Source organism: Thermodesulfomicrobium thermophilum DSM 16697, from assembly GCF_059568695.1.
Map to the genome: position 1 here is coordinate 179,250 of NZ_JCANTW010000012.1, position 19,098 is coordinate 198,347.

Annotated in this window: 20 protein-coding genes and 1 tRNA gene; 13 read left to right on the forward strand and 8 right to left on the reverse strand. The window is 62.6% G+C overall.

All coding sequences use genetic code 11. The annotated features are described in order from the left end of the window. Positions 1 to 53 precede the first annotated feature (53 nt). From rho to BR00_RS04555, 8 genes are all read left to right on the forward strand, one after another. Entirely contained in the window at positions 54 to 1,301 is a 1,248-nt protein-coding gene (gene rho / locus BR00_RS04520) for a transcription termination factor Rho (RefSeq protein WP_496476427.1), read from the forward strand. 14 nt (positions 1,302 to 1,315) lie between these two features. After that, positions 1,316 to 2,200, forward strand: a complete 885-nt coding sequence (gene nadE, locus BR00_RS04525; protein WP_496476428.1) for an NAD(+) synthase — start codon at positions 1,316 to 1,318, stop codon at positions 2,198 to 2,200. A gap of 2 nt (positions 2,201 to 2,202) precedes the next feature. After that, positions 2,203 to 3,609 (forward strand): beta-barrel assembly-enhancing protease, encoded by a 1,407-nt coding sequence (locus tag BR00_RS04530; protein ID WP_496476429.1) that lies wholly within the window; start codon positions 2,203 to 2,205, stop codon positions 3,607 to 3,609. A gap of 70 nt (positions 3,610 to 3,679) precedes the next feature. Beyond that, the gene (gene yajC, locus BR00_RS04535) at positions 3,680 to 4,033 is read left to right on the forward strand and encodes a preprotein translocase subunit YajC (RefSeq protein ID WP_496476430.1); all 354 of its coding nucleotides are present in this window, start codon (positions 3,680 to 3,682) and stop codon (positions 4,031 to 4,033) included. A 48-nt stretch (positions 4,034 to 4,081) separates the two neighbouring features. Next, the gene (gene secD / locus BR00_RS04540; RefSeq protein WP_496476431.1) at positions 4,082 to 5,677 is read left to right on the forward strand and encodes a protein translocase subunit SecD; all 1,596 of its coding nucleotides are present in this window, start codon (positions 4,082 to 4,084) and stop codon (positions 5,675 to 5,677) included. Positions 5,678 to 5,690: 13 nt separating this feature from the next. Then, the gene (secF, locus tag BR00_RS04545) at positions 5,691 to 6,770 is read left to right on the forward strand and encodes a protein translocase subunit SecF (protein WP_496476432.1); all 1,080 of its coding nucleotides are present in this window, start codon (positions 5,691 to 5,693) and stop codon (positions 6,768 to 6,770) included. Between the two features lie 97 nt (positions 6,771 to 6,867). Next, the gene (locus BR00_RS04550) at positions 6,868 to 8,268 is read left to right on the forward strand and encodes a phosphomannomutase (protein WP_496476433.1); all 1,401 of its coding nucleotides are present in this window, start codon (positions 6,868 to 6,870) and stop codon (positions 8,266 to 8,268) included. Between the two features lie 9 nt (positions 8,269 to 8,277). Beyond that, complete coding sequence (locus BR00_RS04555) at positions 8,278 to 9,966, forward strand: sensor domain-containing diguanylate cyclase (protein ID WP_496476434.1); 1,689 nt, start codon at positions 8,278 to 8,280, stop codon at positions 9,964 to 9,966. Between the two features lie 53 nt (positions 9,967 to 10,019). Here the strand turns inward: BR00_RS04555 and BR00_RS04560 are convergent, their stop codons facing one another. After that, the gene (locus tag BR00_RS04560) at positions 10,020 to 10,538 is read right to left on the reverse strand and encodes a DUF2059 domain-containing protein (RefSeq protein WP_496476435.1); all 519 of its coding nucleotides are present in this window, start codon (positions 10,536 to 10,538) and stop codon (positions 10,020 to 10,022) included. 153 nt (positions 10,539 to 10,691) lie between these two features. Between BR00_RS04560 and BR00_RS04565 the strand changes: the two genes are divergently transcribed. From BR00_RS04565 to BR00_RS04580, 4 genes are all read left to right on the forward strand, one after another. Next, positions 10,692 to 11,243: a glycine cleavage system transcriptional repressor gene (locus BR00_RS04565; RefSeq protein WP_496476436.1), complete on the forward strand. Its 552-nt coding sequence runs from the start codon at positions 10,692 to 10,694 to the stop codon at positions 11,241 to 11,243. An 84-nt stretch (positions 11,244 to 11,327) separates the two neighbouring features. Beyond that, positions 11,328 to 12,701: a PFL family protein gene (locus BR00_RS04570; RefSeq protein ID WP_496476437.1), complete on the forward strand. Its 1,374-nt coding sequence runs from the start codon at positions 11,328 to 11,330 to the stop codon at positions 12,699 to 12,701. 67 nt (positions 12,702 to 12,768) lie between these two features. Then, positions 12,769 to 13,131 carry a hypothetical protein gene (locus BR00_RS04575; RefSeq protein WP_496476438.1) on the forward strand — a complete coding sequence of 121 codons (363 nt, stop codon included), beginning with the start codon at positions 12,769 to 12,771 and terminating at the stop codon, positions 13,129 to 13,131. A 3-nt stretch (positions 13,132 to 13,134) separates the two neighbouring features. Then, entirely contained in the window at positions 13,135 to 13,794 is a 660-nt protein-coding gene (locus BR00_RS04580) for a phosphoadenosine phosphosulfate reductase family protein (RefSeq protein ID WP_496476439.1), read from the forward strand. A 93-nt stretch (positions 13,795 to 13,887) separates the two neighbouring features. Here BR00_RS04580 and BR00_RS04585 read toward each other — a convergent pair. Next, positions 13,888 to 13,964: transfer RNA gene (locus BR00_RS04585), tRNA-Met, on the reverse strand. A gap of 145 nt (positions 13,965 to 14,109) precedes the next feature. On the opposite strand from BR00_RS04585, the gene BR00_RS04590 reads away from it, so the two are divergent. Further along, positions 14,110 to 14,979 carry a DMT family transporter gene (locus tag BR00_RS04590; RefSeq protein ID WP_496476440.1) on the forward strand — a complete coding sequence of 290 codons (870 nt, stop codon included), beginning with the start codon at positions 14,110 to 14,112 and terminating at the stop codon, positions 14,977 to 14,979. Between the two features lie 12 nt (positions 14,980 to 14,991). On the opposite strand, the gene BR00_RS04595 is transcribed toward BR00_RS04590, so the two are convergent. The 6 genes from BR00_RS04595 to BR00_RS04620 form a co-directional block, all read right to left on the reverse strand. After that, positions 14,992 to 15,195, reverse strand: coding sequence for a hypothetical protein (locus BR00_RS04595; RefSeq protein ID WP_496476441.1), 204 nt, complete (start codon positions 15,193 to 15,195; stop codon positions 14,992 to 14,994). A gap of 98 nt (positions 15,196 to 15,293) precedes the next feature. Then, complete coding sequence (locus tag BR00_RS04600; protein WP_496476442.1) at positions 15,294 to 16,043, reverse strand: ATP-binding protein; 750 nt, start codon at positions 16,041 to 16,043, stop codon at positions 15,294 to 15,296. 71 nt (positions 16,044 to 16,114) lie between these two features. Continuing rightward, positions 16,115 to 16,852: an amino acid ABC transporter ATP-binding protein gene (locus tag BR00_RS04605; RefSeq protein WP_496476443.1), complete on the reverse strand. Its 738-nt coding sequence runs from the start codon at positions 16,850 to 16,852 to the stop codon at positions 16,115 to 16,117. 9 nt (positions 16,853 to 16,861) lie between these two features. Beyond that, positions 16,862 to 17,869, reverse strand: coding sequence for an amino acid ABC transporter permease (locus BR00_RS04610; protein WP_496476444.1), 1,008 nt, complete (start codon positions 17,867 to 17,869; stop codon positions 16,862 to 16,864). 77 nt (positions 17,870 to 17,946) lie between these two features. Next, complete coding sequence (locus tag BR00_RS04615) at positions 17,947 to 18,759, reverse strand: transporter substrate-binding domain-containing protein (RefSeq protein ID WP_496476445.1); 813 nt, start codon at positions 18,757 to 18,759, stop codon at positions 17,947 to 17,949. Between the two features lie 106 nt (positions 18,760 to 18,865). Continuing rightward, the gene (locus BR00_RS04620; RefSeq protein WP_496476446.1) at positions 18,866 to 19,030 is read right to left on the reverse strand and encodes a hypothetical protein; all 165 of its coding nucleotides are present in this window, start codon (positions 19,028 to 19,030) and stop codon (positions 18,866 to 18,868) included. Positions 19,031 to 19,098 lie beyond the last annotated feature (68 nt).

A 19,098-nucleotide genomic window follows, 5' to 3' on the forward strand; every position in this document is an offset into this window, starting at 1 on the left:
ACGCTGATGCCCCAGCGCCCCGTAAGGGGCGCCGTGTGGCGCATGAGGCCAGCATGAATCTTTCGGAACTCAAAACCAAATCCATGTCTGAGTTGGCGGACATCGCACGCCGGTACAATATCGACAACATGGGCGGCATGCGCAAGCAGGAGCTCATTTTTGCGATTCTCCAAGCATGTTGCGCCCAAAACGGCGCCATCTTCAGTGAAGGCGTCTTGGAGATCCTTCCGGAAGGATATGGATTTTTGCGCTCCCCCATGTACAGTTACATGCCTGGCCCGGACGATATCTATGTCTCTCCGTCGCAGATTCGGCGTCTGGGTCTGCGTACCGGAGATGTGATCTCGGGGCAGATCCGCCAACCCAAGGATGGAGAAAAGTATTTCGCGCTGCTCAAGGTCAAGGAGATCTGCTTTCGGCCGCCGGAAGAGACGAAAAAAGTCGTCCTGTTCGACAATCTCAAGCCCATCTATCCCAACCAGCAGTTTCGCCTGGAAAACGGGGATAAAAACTACTCCACGCGCATCCTCGATCTCATGACCCCCATTGGCAAAGGCCAGCGCGGCCTCATCGTCGCCCCGCCGCGTACCGGCAAGACGATGCTTTTGCAGGCCATCGCCAATGCCATCAGCGCCAATCATCCCGAAGTCTACCTCATCGTGCTGCTTATCGACGAGCGGCCGGAAGAGGTCACGGACATGGAACGCACCGTGCGCGGCGAGGTGGTGAGCTCCACCTTCGACGAGCCGCCCCAACGGCACGTCCAGGTGGCGGAGATGGTGCTGGAGAAGGCCAAGCGCTTGGTGGAGCGCAAGTTCGATGTGGTCATCCTGCTCGACTCCATCACGCGTCTGGGTCGCGCCTATAATACCATCACGCCGTCTTCGGGCCGGGTCCTTTCGGGCGGCCTCGAGGCCAACGCCCTGCAGCGGCCCAAACGCTTTTTCGGCGCGGCCCGCAATCTGGAGGAAGGCGGCAGCCTGACCATCATTTCCACGGCCCTCATCGATACCGGCTCGCGTATGGACGAAGTGATCTTTGAGGAGTTCAAAGGCACGGGCAACGCCGACATCTACCTGGATCGCCATTTGGCGGACAAACGCATCTTCCCGGCCATTGATCTCAACCGTTCCGGGACCCGAAAGGAAGATCTGCTCTTGCCGCCGGACGTGCTCAACAAGGTGTGGATCCTGCGCCGGGTGCTCGCCCCCATGAATTCGGTGGACAGCATGACCTTTCTGCTCGACAAGATGCGCGGCACCAAGAGCAACCAAGAATTTCTCGATGCCATGAATTCTTGACCCTGGAGGCTCCCATGCTCCCTTTGGCGGCGTGTCCTGCGGATGCGGATTTTCAGGCCTGGTTGGATCTTTTGACCCTTGAGCCTTCCGCAGCGCTCCTGGAGCGCATCGGCCGATTCTTGGAAGAGTATCTGCGCGAGCATCGTCTCCAGTGCTACGTGCTGGGGCTCTCTGGGGGCATTGATTCTTCGTTCCTTGCGGCAGTCTTGTGGTGGCGCCGCATCCCGTATCAGGGGTTTTGCCTGCCGCTGGTCACCAACGCTCCGGAGGAGGTGGCGCGGGCGCAGGCCGTGGCCCAGGCGTATGCGTGGCCGCCGCGGCCCCTGGAAGAGATGGTGGTGGATTTTTCCGACCAGTACCGTGCTCTGTCCGCAGCCTTTACCCAGCGTCTGGGGCGTACCACGCCGTTGGCTGAGGGCAATCTCAAGGCGCGGCTGCGCATGCTCTTTCTCTACCACGTGGCGCAGCTCTCGGGTGGCTGCGTGCTCTCCACCGATCAGGTGGACGAGCTTTTGACCGGGTTTTGGACTTTGCACGGCGATGTGGGGGACGTGAGCCCCATCCAGTTGATCCCCAAGACCGTGGAATACGGCTTGGCGGAGATCCTCTGCCAGTATCTCGACGACCCGGCACCGCTGCGGGCGGCCATGGCCGCGGTACCTACCGATGGTCTGGGCATTTCCGCTTCGGACTTGGACCAATTGGGGGTGCCTTCGTATGCCGAGGTGGAACGCCTGTTTTACGAGTATTTCACCCTGCGTCGGGACGCGGCTCGTGGCGCCCTGGATGCTTCCGGGGCCGTCCGTATTCAGGAATTGGAAGCCACAGGCCCGGTGCGCCGCTTTCTGGCCTCCGCACATAAACGGCGGGGGCCGGCCTTGTTGGATCCGCGAGCATAGCCATGTCCCGCGCACTGGTGTGGCTGTTGGTACTCACGCTTTGGGCTGCGCCGGCAGGCGCGGGCTGGGGCTCTTTTACGTTGAGCGACGAGGCGGAGCTCGCCCGGAAGTTCGACCTCATCATCGAAACACGCTTTCCCCCGGTCCAGGACACTGTGGTGCTGGATTATGTGCAGGGGATTGTGGACCGTCTGCTGGCGGTCATGCCGCCGCAGCCGTTTCCGGTGCGGGTGACGGTGGTGGACCATCCGGCCCTCAACGCCTTTGCGTCTCCGGGTGGCAGGGTGACGGTGTTTACCGGTCTTATCGCCCAGTTGGAATCCGAGGACGAGTTGGCGAGTGTGCTCGCCCATGAATTGGCGCATGTCTCCGAGCGTCACGTGGCCCAGGGCATCGAGCGGAGTCAGTACTTGAGTGTCGGCACGCTCATCGGCATGCTCGCCGGCGCCTTGCTGGGGGCGGGGGGCAAGCCGGAAAGCGGGAAGGCGCTCATGTTGGGCTCTGCAGCCGGGGCATCTTCTTTGACCTTCAAGTTTTCCCGGGAAAATGAACGCGCCGCCGACCAATTGGGCTTTGCCACCCTGGTGGACTCCGGCTTTGATCCCGAGGCCATGCCCCGTGCCTTTGCCCGCATGCGGCGTTTGCAATGGCTCGGCGGCGGGGGAAATATTCCGCCCTACCTCTCCACCCATCCTGGATTGGAAGAGCGCATCACTGCCTTGGAGGCGCGTGCGCGGGAGATCGCCGTAAAACGCCAGCGTCCGCTCCATGCTGCGGCGTCGCGGTTTGCCTTGGTGCAGACCCTCGTGCGCGCCGAGTTTACCCCGCCCCAGAGCGCCAAGGCGGTTTTTCGCCCTCAGGAGGCGACGGATCCGTGCCAGGCCGCCTTGGGGCTGGGTATGGCTTCAGCGAGACTCCACCAGACGGCGGAGGCCGAAGCCGAGTTGTCGCAGGCCATGGCGTGCCCGCAGACCCGGCCGGTGGCGGCGCGGGAGATGGGCCGGCTTTTGCTCTCCCTCGGACGGGTTTCCCAGGCGGTGGACTTCTTGCGCACGGCCCAGCAGGGGCTCCCCGGTGACGTAACCACGGGAGTGCTTCTCGCCCAGGCCTTTTTGGACTTGGGGGATCCTGCCCAAGCGTGGACCCTGGTGCAGCCGGCCCTCGAGCGTTTTCCGCACGACTCGGACCTGTGGCAGCTTTCTGGACGCATCGAGGCGGCCCGGGGCAAGGAGAGTGCTGCGCACTTGGCCTTTGCCCGGGCCTTTGCCTTTGCCCGGCGCTGGGAGAAATATGCTTGGCACCTGCAGCGGGCCAAGGCCCTGGCCCAAGGGCCGGCAGAAAGGGAGGCCGTCTCCCGCCTGGAAGCCGAGGTGGAGGAGCTGCAACAGCTCGTACGTCAGACAGGCTGAACTTGTGTTCTCAAAGGGAAGGGGCTACATGCCGCTTTCCGTACCTGAAAAATCACATTGGAGGAATCGCATGTTTCCAACACTCGCTTATGCCATGGGAGACGTCGCAGGGCAGGCTGCGGGGCAGCAGCCCAATCCCATTATGTCGTTCGTGCCGCTCATCTTGATGTTCGTCATCTTCTATTTTCTGCTCATCCGGCCGCAGCAGAAGAAACAAAAAGAACACCGCACCATGCTGGAAAACCTGAAGCGTGGGGATCGCATCGTTACCGCAGGCGGCATCTATGGCCGCATTGTGGAGGTGCGTGACGACGTGCTCACCGTGGAGCTTGCCAAAGACGTACAGGTGCAGCTTTCCCGCGGGTCTGTAGCTGCGGTGGTGCAGAAGGACGCCAAGGATCAGGCTGCCAAGGAATCCAAGTAACGTGACCGGGCAGGCCTGCTGCCCGACTTTTTCTTTTTGGGGACATCCATGGGTGCACTACGTTGGAGGCTGGGATTGGCTGCGGCCATCATCCTTGCGGCTTTCGTTTATCTTGCGCCGTCCCTTCCGGGGGTGGCGGAGTCGTCTTTGGGGCGTTTTTTGCCGGAGAGCCGCATCAATATGGGGCTTGATTTGCGTGGCGGTATCCACCTCACCATGGAGGTGGATCTCGGGGCTGCCGTGCGGCACGCCTTGGGACAGGCGGGGCAGGATTTGCGTGTGGAGGCCCGGGAAAAAGGCTTTACGGTGCTTCGCCCACGGTTGGTGGGGGGAGAGACCCTGGAGTGCACCGTCCTGGGGGCAGAGCATGCGGCGGACATGGACGCGCTCTTGAAATCCCGTTTTCGCTCGCTGCGGGTCGAGAGCAAAGAACCTGTGGAGGGCGGCGTGCGTTACGTGCTTATGCCCACCGATGCCTACCGCAAGCAGATTCATGACCTCACCGTGGACCAGGCGGTGAAGACCATCCGCAACCGGGTGGACGCCTTTGGTGTGGCGGAGCCGGATATCCGCAAGCAACAGGGCGGCCGTATTCAGGTGCAGCTGCCGGGCCTGAGCGATACGGCCCGGGCGGTGGCCTTGCTCGGTCGCACCGCGCACCTGGAATTCCGCCTGGTGGACGAGGCCGCCGACCCGGAAGCGGCCATGCGCGGAGTCATCCCTCCGGACGACGAGCTCTTGTATATGGTGCGCCGCGGTGCGGATGGGTCGGAGGTGAAGACGCCTATCGTCGTGCGTCGGGATGTGGCGCTTACCGGCGAATACATCACCGATGCCTCGGTACAATTCGACTCTTTCGGGCAGCCGTACGTGGGCATGACCTTCAACGCCCGCGGGGCCCGGATCTTTGAGGAGCTTACTGCCGCCAACGTCAAAAAGCGTATGGCCATCGTGCTGGATGGCTCCGTGTATTCGGCGCCGGTCATCCAAGAGCGCATCGGCGGGGGCAGAGCCTCCATCACCGGGCAATTTACTCCAGAAGAGGCCCATGACTTGGCCGTGGTCCTGCGCGCCGGATCCCTGCCTGCGCCGGTGCGGGTGCTGGAAGAGCGCACCGTGGGGCCGTCTCTCGGACAGGAGTCCATCGAAAAAGGTGTGCAGGCCGCCGTGGTGGGGGGCGCGCTGTTGATGCTCTTCATGGCCCTCTATTACGGTTGGAGTGGTGTGATCGCCGATATCGCGGTCATCCTTGACGTGGGGCTCATCTTGGCTGGCATGGCTCTCTTTGGCGCGACGCTGACGCTTCCGGGCATTGCCGGCATTATCCTCACCCTCGGCATGGCAGTGGACGCCAATGTGCTCATCTTTGAACGCATTCGCGAGGAGTTGCGCCGCGGGCTCTCACCCATGGCTGCTGTGGACGAAGGCTTTGCCCGCGCCACCCTCACCATCGTGGACGCCAACCTTACCACGATCATCGCTGCCATCATCTTGTACCAGTTTGGCACAGGCCCGGTGCGGGGCTTTGCGGTGACCTTGAGTCTGGGCATCCTTGCCTCCATGTTTACGGCCATTTTCGTCTCACGTATCATTTTCGATCTCTGGCTGCGCCGGCGTGCCCCCGGGGCCGCGATCAGCATTTGAAGGGAGGCCTGTTGTGCCACTAACATTGTTTTCGCAAACGCCTCGATTTGATTTTATCGGGAACCGCCGCAAGGCCTACGTGCTCTCCGCCCTGCTGCTGCTCTTGGGGGTGCTGTCCTTGGTGGTGAAGGGCGGTCCACGTTACGGCATCGACTTTGCCGGCGGCATGGTAGTGCAGGCAAAATCCGCAGTGAAGGTGGACGCCCGCGCCGTGGAACAGGCCTTGGCTCCGGCAGGCCTTGCCGGTCTGGTGGTGCAGGAGTTCGGGGCCGCTTCGGACAACGAGGTGCTGATTCGTGTGGCTGCGAAGGAAGAAGAGGCTGCGGCAGCCCGCACCGCCATTACCAAGGCCCTTGCCCAGATTCCGGATGCGCACTTTGAAATCCAGCGGGTGGACATGGTGGGAGCCAAGGTGAGCTCGGATTTGCGGGCCCAGGCCCTGGAGGCCTTGTTCTATGCGGTGCTGCTCATCTCCATCTATATCTCCGGGCGTTTCGAGCAAAAATGGATGATCGCCGCGCTCATGGCCGCGTGCTTGGGCGCTGCGGTCTACGGCCTGGGCCTTTTGGGTGTCTCCAAGGAAGTGCTCATCTTGGGGGCGCTTGCCGTAACCCTTGTGGTGTGCTGGAAGCTCAAGCTCTTCTATGCCCTGGGCGCCATCGTGGCCCTGATCCACGACACCCTCATCACCGTGGGGGTCTTTTCGCTCCTCAACAAGGAGATCGACCTTTCCATCGTGGCGGCCCTGCTCACCATCATCGGCTACTCCCTCAACGACACCATCATCGTGTTCGACCGTATCCGCGAGAACCTGCGCGCCAAGATATCGCCGCACCTGCCCGTGACCATCAATGCCGCCATCAACCAGAACTTGTCGCGTACGGTGCTCACTTCCGGTACGACCTTGCTGGTGACGGCGAGTCTGTTCGTCCTGGGCGGCGGGGTGATCCACGACTTTGCGTTCGCCCTTTTGGTGGGTATCGGCGTGGGGACGTATTCGTCCATCTTCGTGGCGGCGCCCATCCTCTTGGAGTTCGGGCCGAACCTTCCGGAAGAGGAAGGGCCGACCGCGGCGCAGGCCAAGGCGGCGTGAGCTCGGAGCGGTGTGCGCTGGCGATGGTGGCCAGCTGGTGTCTTGATCAATCCATCAGCGCGGCCTGTCCGCGCTGATGTCTTTTCGGGGGGAAGCAATGGCTGTTCGTTTTGGGACCAGCGGGGTGCGGGGCCTGGTGGAGGAGCTTTCCCGCGAGGTGTGTCATGCGTATGTGCGGGCCTTTGTGCGCCACATCGTGGCCCCTGATGTCCCGGTGCTTTTGGGTATGGATTTGCGGCCATCGAGCCCGCAGATTGCGCGCTTCTGCTTTGAGGCGCTGGTGGCCGAAGGGCGGGAGGCGATCTTTTGCGGGGTCCTGCCCACCCCGGCCTTGGCCTTCTTCGCCCAGGAGCGCGGCATGGCCGCCATCATGGTGACGGGCAGCCACATTCCCTTCGATCGCAACGGCATCAAGTTCTACACTCCGCAGGGAGAGATCACCAAGGCGCACGAGTCCTCCATGACCAAGGCTTTGGAGCCAGGAGAGGCGGACGTCTCCCTGCCGCTGCCGGAGCCCAGGCGCGATGCCTTGGAGCTCTACCGCCAGCGCGCTGTCGATGCCTTTGGAGCAGGAAGCCTTTCCGGGTGGCGGGTAGGGCTCTATGAGCATTCAAGCGCGTCCCGCGACGTGCTGCGCCGGATCCTGGAAGATTGCGGAGCCACGGTGATTGCTTTCGGGCGCAGCGACGCCTTCGTGCCTTTGGATACGGAGGCCCTATCCCCGGAAGACCACGCCCTTGCCCGGCAGGCGGTGGCGGAGCACGAGCTGCACGCGCTCATCTCCACGGACGGAGACGGCGACCGACCCATGCTTGCCGATGAAACCGGCGTCTGGTGGCGCGGCGATTTCCTCGGCTTGGCGGTGGTCGCTGCCTTGGGTGTGGCCTGCGTGGCGACGCCTGTGTCCTGCACCACGGCCATTGAGCGCAGTGGGTTGTGCTCCCAGGTGGTTCGTACCCGCATCGGGTCACCGTACGTGGTGGCCGCCATGGAGGGATTGCGTGCCACCTGTCCAGGGCCTGTGGCCGGGTTTGAAGCCAATGGCGGATTCATGCTGGCCAGCGACCTAGTGCTGGATGGCCGGCCCGTGCGGCGCCTGCCCACGCGGGACGCCGCCTTGCCGATTCTGGCCGTTTTGTGCAGCGCCGCGCGCCAGGGTGTGCGCCTTTCGGTGCTGCGGGAGGCGTTGCCCCAGCGGCCCACAGCGAGCCAGCGCCTGACCGATTTCCCCACCGCGAGGAGCCGCGAGCTCCTGCGTCTGGTGGATGCGGACGCCGCCCTGCGCCAGCGCATCTGCGCTGCGGCCCAGGGCGAACTTTCCCATGTGGACCGCACCGATGGCCTGCGCCTGATCTTTGCCAGCGGTGAGATCATCCACCTGCGGCCTTCGGGCAATGCCCCGGAGCTGCGCTGCTACAGCGAGGCCGCTACTTCCGACCGGGCCGAAGCCTTGGTCGCGGGGACGTTGGCGGCAGTGGCCCGTTGGGCGGACGGGTAGGGAGGAAGGATGGACGACGCCGTATGTTTGGATGTCAGCCAAGAGTTGGCAGCCCTGCGGGCGGTGTTCGATAGCCTTGCCGAGCACGTGGTGGTGTTGGACGCGCAGGGGATCATCGTCGATGCCAACACCGCGTGGCGCCGTTTTGTGGAGGACAGCGGTCGCGACGCTGCATCGTTGCTGGGGAGCGCGTACGTGCTGGCTTGTCCGACGATTCAGGCCGGCAGCTCGGAAGGAATCGTGCTGGCCCAAGGATTGGAAAAAGTGCTCTCAGGGATACTCACAGGGTTCCATATGGAGTATTCCTGCACTATTTCCTCAAAAAAACATTGGTTTTTGGTGTATGTTCGTCCGTGGTTCGTCGAGGATGAGCTTGCGGGCGCGGTCATATCCCACACCATGATTACCCAGCATAAAGAAGTGGAATACGCGTTGCAACGCTACGAGCGGGCCATTGCGTCTTCACCGTCTCTGGTGAGTATCGTTGATCGAGATTTTCGCTACGTCCTCGTCAACGATACGTATCTACGCTATCATGCCCGCCGCCGGGAAGACATCGAAGGCCGTAGTGTGGCCGAGGTCATGGGGGAAAAGGCATTTGCTCGAGTGGTCCGTCCGCAATTGGAGCGCTGCTTTGCCGGCGAGACGTTCCAATACGAAGCCTGGTTTTCCATGGCGGGCATGGGGCGGCGGTGTATGCAGGTGACCTACTATCCGTGTCAGGAAATGGACGGCTCCATTTCCGGTGCCGTGGTGTCCGCCCAGGACGTCACCGAGCGCCGTGTGCTGGAAGACCAGGTGCGCCGCACCGCTACCCTCCTGGCCGAGACCCAGGCCTTGGCACATGTGGGAAGCCTGGAACGGGACGTGGATTCTGGAAGCGAGTCGTGGTCTGATGAGCTTTTCCGCATCCTTGGGTATCAGCCCGGAGAAGTCCACGCCGATATGGAGCGGTTCATCGAGCACATTCATCCCGAAGACCGGACGCAGTTCGTGCGGACGCTTACCGAAGCCCAAGCCGTGGGGAATCCCTTCCACTTGGATGTGCGCCTGCGCACGCAACAAGGGGAGGATCGCTGGGCTTCGGTGGCGTGTGCGTTCGACAAGGGCGATGGTGGGGCGGTGGTCCGCATCCACTTTGCCGTGGCGGACATCACCGAACGCCGTCTGGCGGAGCTGCGTCTGGAGGAGCTGGCCTCCACGGATCAGCTCACGGGGCTCTCCAATCGCCGCCAATTTTTTGCGTGGCTCGAGGATGAAGCGCGGCGGGCAGAGCGTTTCGGGCGGCCGCTGTGCGTCGCCATGGTGGATGTGGATCATTTCAAGAAAGTGAACGACACCTATGGCCATGGCGTCGGCGACAGGGTGCTGGCGGCAGTGGCGCAGACTCTCCGAGACAGTGTGCGTGCGGTGGACCGTGTGGCTCGGGTCGGCGGCGAGGAGTTTGCCATCCTGTTTCCGGAAACCAGGGTGGAGGCTGCGGCCGCCATCCTGGAACGCATCCGAGAGGCCGTGGCGGCCGAGAAAATGACCGCAGGCGAGGGGTCTTTTTCGGTGACGGTGAGTTGTGGAGTGGCCCAGCGCCAGTCAGGGGAATCCGGAGAGGAGCTGCTTTCGCGGGCGGACGATGCCTTGTACGCAGCCAAGGCCGCCGGGAGAAATCAGGTGCAGGTGGCCAGAGGCGCCGACGAGCAGTAGTCGGTCAGGCAGCCGCCGCACGGCCGGAAGGCGTGCGGCGACCCTGTGGAAGGTTACTTTTTCGGGGCGGTTTCTTGAGTGGCGTTCTGCGGGGCAAATTCTTTTTCCATGGCCGAGGTGATTTCCTCGAGCTTCGGGATCACGGCCTGCACATGGGTGCGGGCGATGTTGAGGCTTTGTTGCATGAGGTTGGGCATGGACGCGGTCAGCTTCTTGCCGGCCGGAGACTTGTAGAAATCCACGATGGCCTTGGTTTCTTCCTCGGAGAAGGTGGACGTATAAAGGTCAATGTATTTGCTGCGGATCTTTTTCCAATCCAGATCATCGTCGATGATGGCCTGAAACTTTTTGTCGTAGGCTTCCAGTTTGGCCTTCTCGGCCTCAGGGACCTCGAGATGGGCCTTGAACTGGGCAAAGATCATGGCCATCTGGCTTTTCATGGAGTCGAGGATCTTGTCCCCTTCCGTGAGCGAGATGAGCTCTTCCGCCAATTTTTGATGTTTTTCCGAGGCGGCAAACACCGGAGATGCCGCAAGGACCAGGGCCACAAGGATGACACAAAGACGGTGCATGATGGTATTCCTCCACAAGTAGTTGGGCCCGCTCCATGCGGGCTGCGTCTCTCCTAGTGCGCCTGCCAGGGGAAGGCAACGGAAAAGCGGGGCCGGCGAACTTGACGCCAGGCCCCTCCACGGCCAAGAGGCATTCCTTTGCAAGGAGGAAGTATGGGAAAATTTGCCGTATCCGTCATGGGCCATGACCGGCCGGGCATCCTGGCCGCGGTGTCCGAGACCGTCTTTGGTCTGGGCTGTAATATCGAAGACGTCACCCAAACCATTCTTCAGGGGGAGTTTGCGGCCATCATGATTGTCGCCCGGCCGCCGGAAGTGTCGCTTGCGCAGGTGGACACCGCCTTGCGGGAGCGCCTTGCCCCCATGGATCTCGGGGTGTTCGTACGTCCTTTGGACGAGGGGTGGCAGCCTCCCACCCCTGGAGAGCCCTTTGTGCTCACTACGCGCGGCAAGGATCAACCGGGAAACATCGCTGCAGTGACCCGCGCCCTGGCGCACCTGGGCTGCAACGTCACCCAATTTCGGGCCGTGCTGCTCGCCCCAGCCCAGGAGGGTGAGGAGATGGTGATGATCCTGGAGATCGATGTCCCCCAGGGGGTGCATCACCGCGTGGTTCGTGCTGCGCTGGTTCAGGCGTGCCAGCCCTTGGGCATGGAGGTATCCCTCCAGCACCGGGATGTGTTCGAAAATATTCATCGGGTCTAACGCGTCCGAGGGAATTTTTGTCCCTCGGAACGTGCGAAAAAACAGACCTCCAATACCCATCGCAGCGCAATATGAGGAATATCTATGCTTTCGGATCGTGAAGTTCTGTCCACCCTGTCCATGGTGAAAAACGAGCACTTGGATGTACGTACCGTGACTTTGGGCGTCAGCCTTTTGGACTGTGCGCGAGAGAGTTTGAGCGCGTTCGTGGATGCCGTGCATGCGCGCATCACCACCCAGGCCCGGGATCTGGTGGCCGTGTGCGACGAGGTGGGGGAGCGTTTTGGCATTCCGGTGGTCAACAAACGCATCAGCGTGAGCCCCGTGGCCGTGGCCGCCGCTCCGTTCGATGCCCGTGGCATGGTGGAGGTGGCCCGCGCTTTGGATGCCGCCGCCCGGGAGGTAGGGGTGGACTTTATCGGCGGCTTTTCCGCCTTGGTGGAAAAGGGCATGGCCAAAGGTGATTTGGCCTTGATCGAAGCCATCCCTGAGGCCCTCGCGCGTACCGAGCGCCTGTGCTCTTCAGTGAATGTGGCCACCACCCGGGCAGGCATCAACATGGACGCCGTGGCTCTCATGGGGCGCACCATCAAGGCCACGGCCGAGGCCACCCGGGAGCGGGACGGCCTCGGCTGCGCCAAGTTGGTGGTGTTTGCCAACATCCCCGAGGATGTGCCCTTCATGGCCGGTGCCTATCTTGGGGTGGGCGAGCCCAGTTCGGTCATCAACGTGGGGGTCAGCGGGCCGGGGGTGGTGCGTAAGGCCATCGACCGCGCTGTGGCCGAAAATCCGGGCATCCATTTGGGCGAGCTCGCCGAGGTCATCAAACGTACGGCCTTCAAGGTCACTCGGGTCGGCGAGATCATTGGCCGCGAAGTGGCGCGCCTTTTGGGCGTGGAATTTGGCATCGTGGACCTTTCCCTCGCCCCGACTCCCAACGTGGGCGACAGTGTGGGCGAGATCTTTCAGTCCTTGGGACTGGGCGCCATCGGCATGCCGGGCTCCACAGCGGCCCTCGCCATGCTCAACGACGCGGTGAAAAAGGGCGGCGCTTTTGCCAGTACCCGGGTGGGGGGCTTGAGCGGCGCGTTTATCCCGGTGAGCGAAGACAGCACCATCGCGCAGGCTGCAGCGGACGGCTTCCTCTCGCTCTCCAAACTGGAGGCCATGACTGCGGTCTGCTCGGTGGGGCTGGACATGGTGGCCATCCCTGGATCCACCAGCGCCGAGACCTTGTCCGCCATCATCGCCGACGAGATGGCCATCGGCGTGATCAACAAGAAGACCACGGCGGCCCGGATCATTCCGGTGCCCGGCAAAGAGGCCGGCGAGCGGGCGGTGTTTGGCGGGCTCTTGGGAGAGGCCACCATCATGCCGGTGCACCCCAATCCTTGCTGCGAGGCGTTCATCCGCCGCGGCGGCTTCATCCCCGCGCCGCTGCAGTCGCTGATCAACTAGCGGGAGTTTCCAGGCCGTTGGCGTGCGGTCGGCGGTTTGGGGGCTTGTTTTCATAGTGGAGGAGCCCATGAGGTTGCACGATCGGAGCATTATGGCCATGGCAGTGGCGGCCTTTCTGCTCGCCATGGTCCTTTTCTACGCCGTTGACCGTCGCATGGAAGGGATTTCCGCAGAGATTGCGGCGCTGCGGGCCGTTTCGGCAAAGGTGTCCCAGCTTGAGGACCGCGCCCTTGCCGTGGAGCGTTCCGCCACGGAGCTGGCAAGCCTGCCGCGAAAGACCCGGACCATGGCTGCGGAAACCCAGGTGGGCGCCATGGCCGCGGCGGCCGAAGATCTGCAGGCCACGGTGGGCGCCAAGCACCGGGACAAGCTCGAGGCCGTGCGCCTCTTGCTCGAAGAAATTCGAAACGATCTCCAGACTGCGCCGTAGCTCATGCCTCATCGTTGGGACACCCTGCTGGCCACGGCGCGGCAGCGCCTGCATAGGGCCTGGGAAGAATGGGGGCCGCGGGTGGCGGTGTGCTGGACTGCGGGCAAGGACTCCACGGTGGCGCTGCATCTGTGGCGCGAGGTGGTCGCGGCCGCTGGGGCGCGGCCTCTGGCGGTGACCATCGACACGGGGTGGAAATTCCCGGAAATTCGGGAGTTTCGCCAGCGGCTGGCCGCAGCCTGGGAGGTGGATCTGCGTGTGGTTACCCCGCAGAAGAGTTGCGTGCCGGTGGCTGCAGATCCCGTGCAGTGCTGCGCGGCGCGCAAGGTGCTGCCGCTTCGTCGCGCAGTCGAGGAATTGGGGCTTTCCGCACTCATCATCGGGGTGCGGGCTGACGAGCATCCGGAGCGCGCCGCCACTGGCTGGCAGTGGGAGGTGGACGGCCACGTTCGCATCGCCCCGCTTTTGGAGTGGTCCGAGGTGGATATCTGGACCTATCACGCCTGGGCGCAGATCCCGTGGTGCACCCTGTACGATCAGGGCTACCGCTCCTTGGGGTGCGTGCCCTGTACTTCCCGCTCCCATGACCTGGCCGAGCGTTCGGGCCGGGACCTGCGCAAAGAGACCCACATGGCCAGCCTGCGCAGCCTTGGGTATTTTTGAGCTGTCTGGAAAAGCGGCTTCCGCTGCCTGGTGCGTTTGAGGGAGCCTAAAGAAAAACCCCGCATTCTTGCGGGGCCAGGAATATCTTGGATTTGGTAGCGAGGGAGGGACTTGAACCCCCGACTCTGCGGATATGAGCCGCATGCTCTGACCGACTGAGCTACCTCGCCACTGCCGTAAAGCGAAGTTCGCCTTTAGTGAGGCTGGCCCAAAAACGCAAGCATTTTTTTGCGGCCTGTTCGGGCTTGCCGGCGCGGGCGGGATGTGGAAAGGCCCGCGGCTTCCACTACGCAACACTTTTTGAGGATCGTCGTTATGCCTGCACTCTGGGTCGCTCCCCTGGCTCTGCTTTCCGCCATGCTCCTTTGGGGCAGTTCGTTCGTGGCCTTCAAATATGCCGTGGCCTCCTTTCATCCTGTGGTAGTGGTCTTTGTCCGCCTCCTTTTGGCGGCGGGCCTTTTTTTCGTGTTTTTGCCCTCCAGCCGCCGCGTGCGGGTGGCCCGTCAGGATTTGCCCCTGCTAGCAGGGATGATCCTCTGTGAGCCGTGCCTCTATTTCGTGCTCGAGGGCGCTGCCCTCAAGTACACCACCGCATCTCAGGCCGGGATGGTCTCGGCGGTGCTGCCGGCGCTCGTGGCCTTGGCCTCGGGATTTCTCGGGGAGCGGCCCGGGCTGCGTTCGTGGGGGGGGCTGGTGCTGGCCATGGCGGGAGTGGGGTGGGTGAGCTGGCTCGCGCCGGCCACAGAGTCTGCCCCCAATCCGCTCTTGGGCAATGTTTTGGAGTTTGCCGCCATGGTGTGCGCCGCCGGCTATACGCTTTGTCTCAAGGCGCTCTGCCGGAAGTACTCGCCGTGGTTTCTGACCGCAGCCCAGACCGTGGGCGGTCTAGGGTTCTTCGGGATCCTGGTGGCAACCCCGTGGGTGCCGTTTCCCGAAAGCCCCTCGTGGGGACCGGTGCTGGCGGTGCTGTACTTGGGAGTTGCCGTCTCGGTGGGGGCGTACGGGCTCTACAATTTGGGGGTGAGTCGGCTGCCGGCCTGGCAGGCGAGCGCCTATACGAACCTCATCCCCGTGTTCGCCTTGGTTTTGGGTTGGGCGTTTCTCGACGAGACCGTGACGGTGTCTCATGTGGCGGGCATTGTCGCGGTCTGCCTCGGTGTGGGACTCACCCAACGCCGAGGCTGACGCACGTCGTCGTTAGACTGCCCCTGTCATACGCCGGAAGGTGTCGCATTCGCCCCGGTCGCGAAACGGACAGGGGCGATCCACGAACCATCCCTTGCGGGGACACCAAAATCGACCACAAAACGGCTGGTTGCAGCCCGAGGGGTTGAGGGCCACGGCGGTGATGGAGCCGAAATGGACCGTGCCAGGGGTTTGGGTGACACGCCACAGGTTCATGATCCACCTCCAGGATGCGGTGCCTGCTGCAAAGAAACTATGCAGGAACCGTTCCTTGGAGGGGCAAAAGCCCCCGGTGTCGGGGGCGTGGGCAGAGGCTACAGGCCGCGGGCGAGGGGTTCTTCGCGTAGGACGCTCCCGTCCCGGGCGAGGATGACGCGGCGGGCCGGGATGGAACATTGCGCTTGGCCCATGGCCTGGGCTGCGAGACTGGAAAGTCCGGCGCAGCAGGGTACTTCCATCTCCAGCACCGTGAGGTCGCGGATGCCTGCCCCGCCGAGGATGCGGGCGAGTTTTTCCGCGTTGGCGCCGCGCTCTTCAAACTTGGGGCACGCCAGGGCCACGACGCGGCCAGGCAGAAACTGTCGGTGTAGGGCAGGGCTGGCGGCTGCGGCGCAGTCGGCAAGAAGCAGCAGGGAGGCGCCGTGAAGAAACGGGGCGCTTTCCGGAATGAGCCGGAGTTTGACCGGCCAGTGGCCGAGGGCGGAGGCCGCAGGTGCGGTATTGGACGCTGCGGGGGCGGACGCCTCGGGCGCTGCCGCAGGGGCGCGCAGGGTCATGGCATGGGATCCAGGGCAGCCGCAGGCAAGCGGTGCAGCGGCCTTGGCCTTGGCCGCGTGCGCCAGGGCCGCTTCTTCGTCGAAGGGATCGGCCTCGCGTTCGATGAGGGTCAGCGCCCCTTCGGGGCAGTGGCCCAGGCATGCGCCAAGGCCGTCGCAAAAGCTATCGCGCACGATACGCGCCTTGCCGTCCACGATGGCCAAGGCCCCTTCGGCGCAGTTGACGATGCAGGCGCCGCAGCCGGTGCATTTTGCTTCATCGATATGGATGATGGTTCGGGTGGGCATAAGGTTCCTCCTTGGTTGGTGTGCCTTCGTCCTGCCCTGTCCGCCGACTGCGTGCCTTGATGGATGTCAAATCAGAGGATTTGGCTCAAAAACTCCTGGGTGCGTTCGTGCTGCGGATTGGTGAAGAAATGCTCCGGCGTGCCTTCCTCGAGCACGACACCGTGGTCCATGAACAGCACCCGGTCCGCCACTTCGCGGGCAAAACCCATCTCGTGGGTGACCACCACCATGGTCATGCCTTCGCGGGCGAGCTGCTTCATGACATCCAGGACTTCGCCCACCATTTCCGGGTCCAGGGCGGAGGTGGGCTCGTCGAAGAGCATGATTTTCGGGTCCATGGCGAGCGCGCGGGCGATGGCCACGCGTTGCTGCTGGCCGCCGGAGAGCTGGTCTGGCCGCACGGCGTGCTTGTCGGCGATGCCCACTTTGTGCAGGAGCTCCATGGAGCGCTTTTCCGCCTCTGTCCGGGAACGCTTCCGCACCACCTGTTGGGCGAGGTTGAGGTTTTCCAGCACCGTCATGTGGGGAAAGAGGTTGAAGGACTGAAACACCATCCCCACTTCAGCGCGGATGGCGTTGATGTCGCAGTCCGGGTCCAGGATGTCCACGCCGTCCACGATGATACTGCCGCTGTCGGCGTATTCCAGGCGGTTTAAGCAGCGCAGGAAAGTAGACTTGCCGGAGCCGGACGGGCCGATGACGACCACCGTTTCCCCGGGTTCGATGTCCAGGGAGACTTCCCGTACGGCGTGCACGGGATGGGGAAGATAGAAGGTCTTGGAAATGTTGCGGACACTGATGATGGGCATGGGTTCTCCTCAGATGGCCTTGCGCTCCAGGTGTTGGACAAACAGGGAGAGAGTAAAGGTCAGCACCAGATAGAGTACGGCGCAGACGATCCAAATCTCAAAGGGCTGCAGGGAGGACGACACCACCTCTCGCGATGCCTTGGTGAGCTCGCGGATGGAGATGACTCCGAGGAGCGAAGAGTCTTTGATGAGGCTGATGAACTGCCCGGCCAAAGGCGGCAGGATGCGGCGCATGGCCTGCGGCAGGATGACGCGGCGCATGGCCTGGGCATAGGTGAGCCCCAGGGAGCGGGCGGCTTCCATCTGGCCGCGGTGCACGGACTGGATGCCGGCGCGCACGATCTCCGCCACGTAGGCGCCGGTGAAGATGGCCAGGGCCACAATCCCGTACCACAGGGGGTCAATGGGGTTGGATCCCCACTTGCTGAGGATTTGGTTGATCAATGTGCCGACAACGAAATACCATAGAAAAATCTGCACCAGCAAAGGAGAGCCGCGGATGATTTCGATATAGGTCACCGCGCTCCAGCGCAGCGCGGGATTGACGCTGAGGCGCGCCAGCCCCGTGAAGAGCCCGAGGACAATGCCGCCAATAATGGCGAGAGCGCTTACCTTGAGCGTGATCCAGAGGCCTTCGAGGAGCAGGCCGGGACGGCTGTGGGACTCGGTGGCGAGGCTGTCCCCCGGGGAGATGAAATCGCCTTTGCGGACGCGTAGAGTAGCGGCGGGAACGTCATAGCGTTCTTCTTCGCCTCCAGGGCCTTCGATGATCACGGTGGCGGTGGCACCGCTGCGCTCCACGGCGCGGACCTCTCCTTCCAGGGAAGCACGGATGTCCTTGACTTCTATGTACCAAAAATACTGGGGAATGCGGTTCCAGCGCCAGATATAGTCCACGGACGTGGAGGCCGCGTACATGCTCCACAGCACCAGAAACAGCCCTGCCACGAAGACGGCGCGCCACAGAAGAAAATAGCTTTTGCCTTTGGGACGGTCCAAGGCCGAAGAAAAATGCATGGGACCTCCGGAGAATCAAAATGCCACATCCGGCCTCAGAGACCGGATGTGGCGGTATAAAAGATACTTTTTGGGGATTACTGAACTTCTTTCAGCCACTCCGTGCCTTTGATCCACTTGGTGTAAATGCGGTCGTAACGGCCGTCGGCCTTGATCTGGCGCAGGAAGTTGTTGAGCCAGTTGAGAAAGTCCGGATCGCCGGGCTTGATGCCAAATCCCAAGGGCTCGTAGGTGAACGGCTCGTCCAGGAAGACGAGCTTGTCCGCACCCTGCTGGGCCATGAACACGACACAGAAGGGCAGATCGTACACGAAGGCGTCGGCATTGCCGTTGATCACTTCCATGGCGCCGTCGGATTCCTTTTCAAAGCTCTTGTACTGGGCTTTGGGCATGAGGCGTTTGACCGCCTGCTCGCCGGTGGTGCCGATACGCGAAGCCACGACATATTTGGGATCGTTGAGGTCTTTGTAGGACTTCACGGTGCCGGCATGTTTCTTGGCCACCAGCACCGTCTGGCCCACGACGATGTAGGGATCGGCGAAGTTGATCTTGAGATTGCGTTCCTGGGTGACGGTGATGCCACTGATGATGATGTCGAATTTGTCGGCCATGAGCGCCGGGATGATGCCGTCGAAGTCGGTGTTCACGATGGTGAGCTTCACCCCCATGGCTTTGGCCATCTCTTTGGCGAGGTCTACGTCGAATCCGACGATTTCACCCTGCTTGGTCGTCATCTCGAAGGGCATGTAGCCGGCGTCGAGGCCCACGCGCAGCTCACCGCGTTTGATGATGGCGTTGAGCGTGGATTTTTCGGCCAGTTCGTGGTCCGCGGCCAGGGCCTGCGCGCCCCAGACGACGAGCACAAGCAGGGAGAGAAGAATACGGCGCATGACGAGCTCCAATGGGCTAGAGGTTTCGGGACGGAGTGCTTGCCTTCGGTCAACACTTCTTTGATCACCAGGGCCGCCTGGGTGGACAAGGCCCCTGTGATCCTGCTTAATACTTGCCTTCGGTCAGCACTTCTTTGATCACCATGGTGACCTTGCAGATTTCACATTGAGGCATGGGTTCCTCGGGGAGGCAGATGATCCGGGTCTGCCGGCACTTGGGGCAAACCACCTCCACGAATTCCCGAGAATATCGATCTTTGAGGAGATCCATGGTAATTCCTCCGAAAAAGGAAGAACCTTTCTAGGGCAAAGCGGCGCAAAGCTCAAGAGCGGGGCACG

Excerpts from the sequence above, each read along its gene's own strand:
- BR00_RS04565 (WP_496476436.1), top strand. The coding sequence starts at position 10,692 with ATGGGAAAATTTGCCGTATCCGTCATGGGCCATGACCGGCCGGGCATC.
- BR00_RS04575 (WP_496476438.1), top strand. The coding sequence starts at position 12,769 with ATGAGGTTGCACGATCGGAGCATTATGGCCATGGCAGTGGCGGCCTTT.
- BR00_RS04610 (WP_496476444.1), bottom strand. The coding sequence starts at position 17,869 with ATGCATTTTTCTTCGGCCTTGGACCGTCCCAAAGGCAAAAGCTATTTT.
- BR00_RS04590 (WP_496476440.1), top strand. The coding sequence starts at position 14,110 with ATGCCTGCACTCTGGGTCGCTCCCCTGGCTCTGCTTTCCGCCATGCTC.
- BR00_RS04550 (WP_496476433.1), top strand. The coding sequence starts at position 6,868 with ATGGCTGTTCGTTTTGGGACCAGCGGGGTGCGGGGCCTGGTGGAGGAG.
- BR00_RS04555 (WP_496476434.1), top strand. The coding sequence starts at position 8,278 with ATGGACGACGCCGTATGTTTGGATGTCAGCCAAGAGTTGGCAGCCCTG.
- BR00_RS04560 (WP_496476435.1), bottom strand. The coding sequence starts at position 10,538 with ATGCACCGTCTTTGTGTCATCCTTGTGGCCCTGGTCCTTGCGGCATCT.
- secD (WP_496476431.1), top strand. The coding sequence starts at position 4,082 with ATGGGTGCACTACGTTGGAGGCTGGGATTGGCTGCGGCCATCATCCTT.
- BR00_RS04580 (WP_496476439.1), top strand. The coding sequence starts at position 13,135 with ATGCCTCATCGTTGGGACACCCTGCTGGCCACGGCGCGGCAGCGCCTG.
- rho (WP_496476427.1), top strand. The coding sequence starts at position 54 with ATGAATCTTTCGGAACTCAAAACCAAATCCATGTCTGAGTTGGCGGAC.
- BR00_RS04595 (WP_496476441.1), bottom strand. The coding sequence starts at position 15,195 with ATGAACCTGTGGCGTGTCACCCAAACCCCTGGCACGGTCCATTTCGGC.
- BR00_RS04530 (WP_496476429.1), top strand. The coding sequence starts at position 2,203 with ATGTCCCGCGCACTGGTGTGGCTGTTGGTACTCACGCTTTGGGCTGCG.
- BR00_RS04600 (WP_496476442.1), bottom strand. The coding sequence starts at position 16,043 with ATGCCCACCCGAACCATCATCCATATCGATGAAGCAAAATGCACCGGC.
- BR00_RS04605 (WP_496476443.1), bottom strand. The coding sequence starts at position 16,852 with ATGCCCATCATCAGTGTCCGCAACATTTCCAAGACCTTCTATCTTCCC.
- yajC (WP_496476430.1), top strand. The coding sequence starts at position 3,680 with ATGTTTCCAACACTCGCTTATGCCATGGGAGACGTCGCAGGGCAGGCT.
- nadE (WP_496476428.1), top strand. The coding sequence starts at position 1,316 with ATGCTCCCTTTGGCGGCGTGTCCTGCGGATGCGGATTTTCAGGCCTGG.
- BR00_RS04570 (WP_496476437.1), top strand. The coding sequence starts at position 11,328 with ATGCTTTCGGATCGTGAAGTTCTGTCCACCCTGTCCATGGTGAAAAAC.
- BR00_RS04620 (WP_496476446.1), bottom strand. The coding sequence starts at position 19,030 with ATGGATCTCCTCAAAGATCGATATTCTCGGGAATTCGTGGAGGTGGTT.
- BR00_RS04615 (WP_496476445.1), bottom strand. The coding sequence starts at position 18,759 with ATGCGCCGTATTCTTCTCTCCCTGCTTGTGCTCGTCGTCTGGGGCGCG.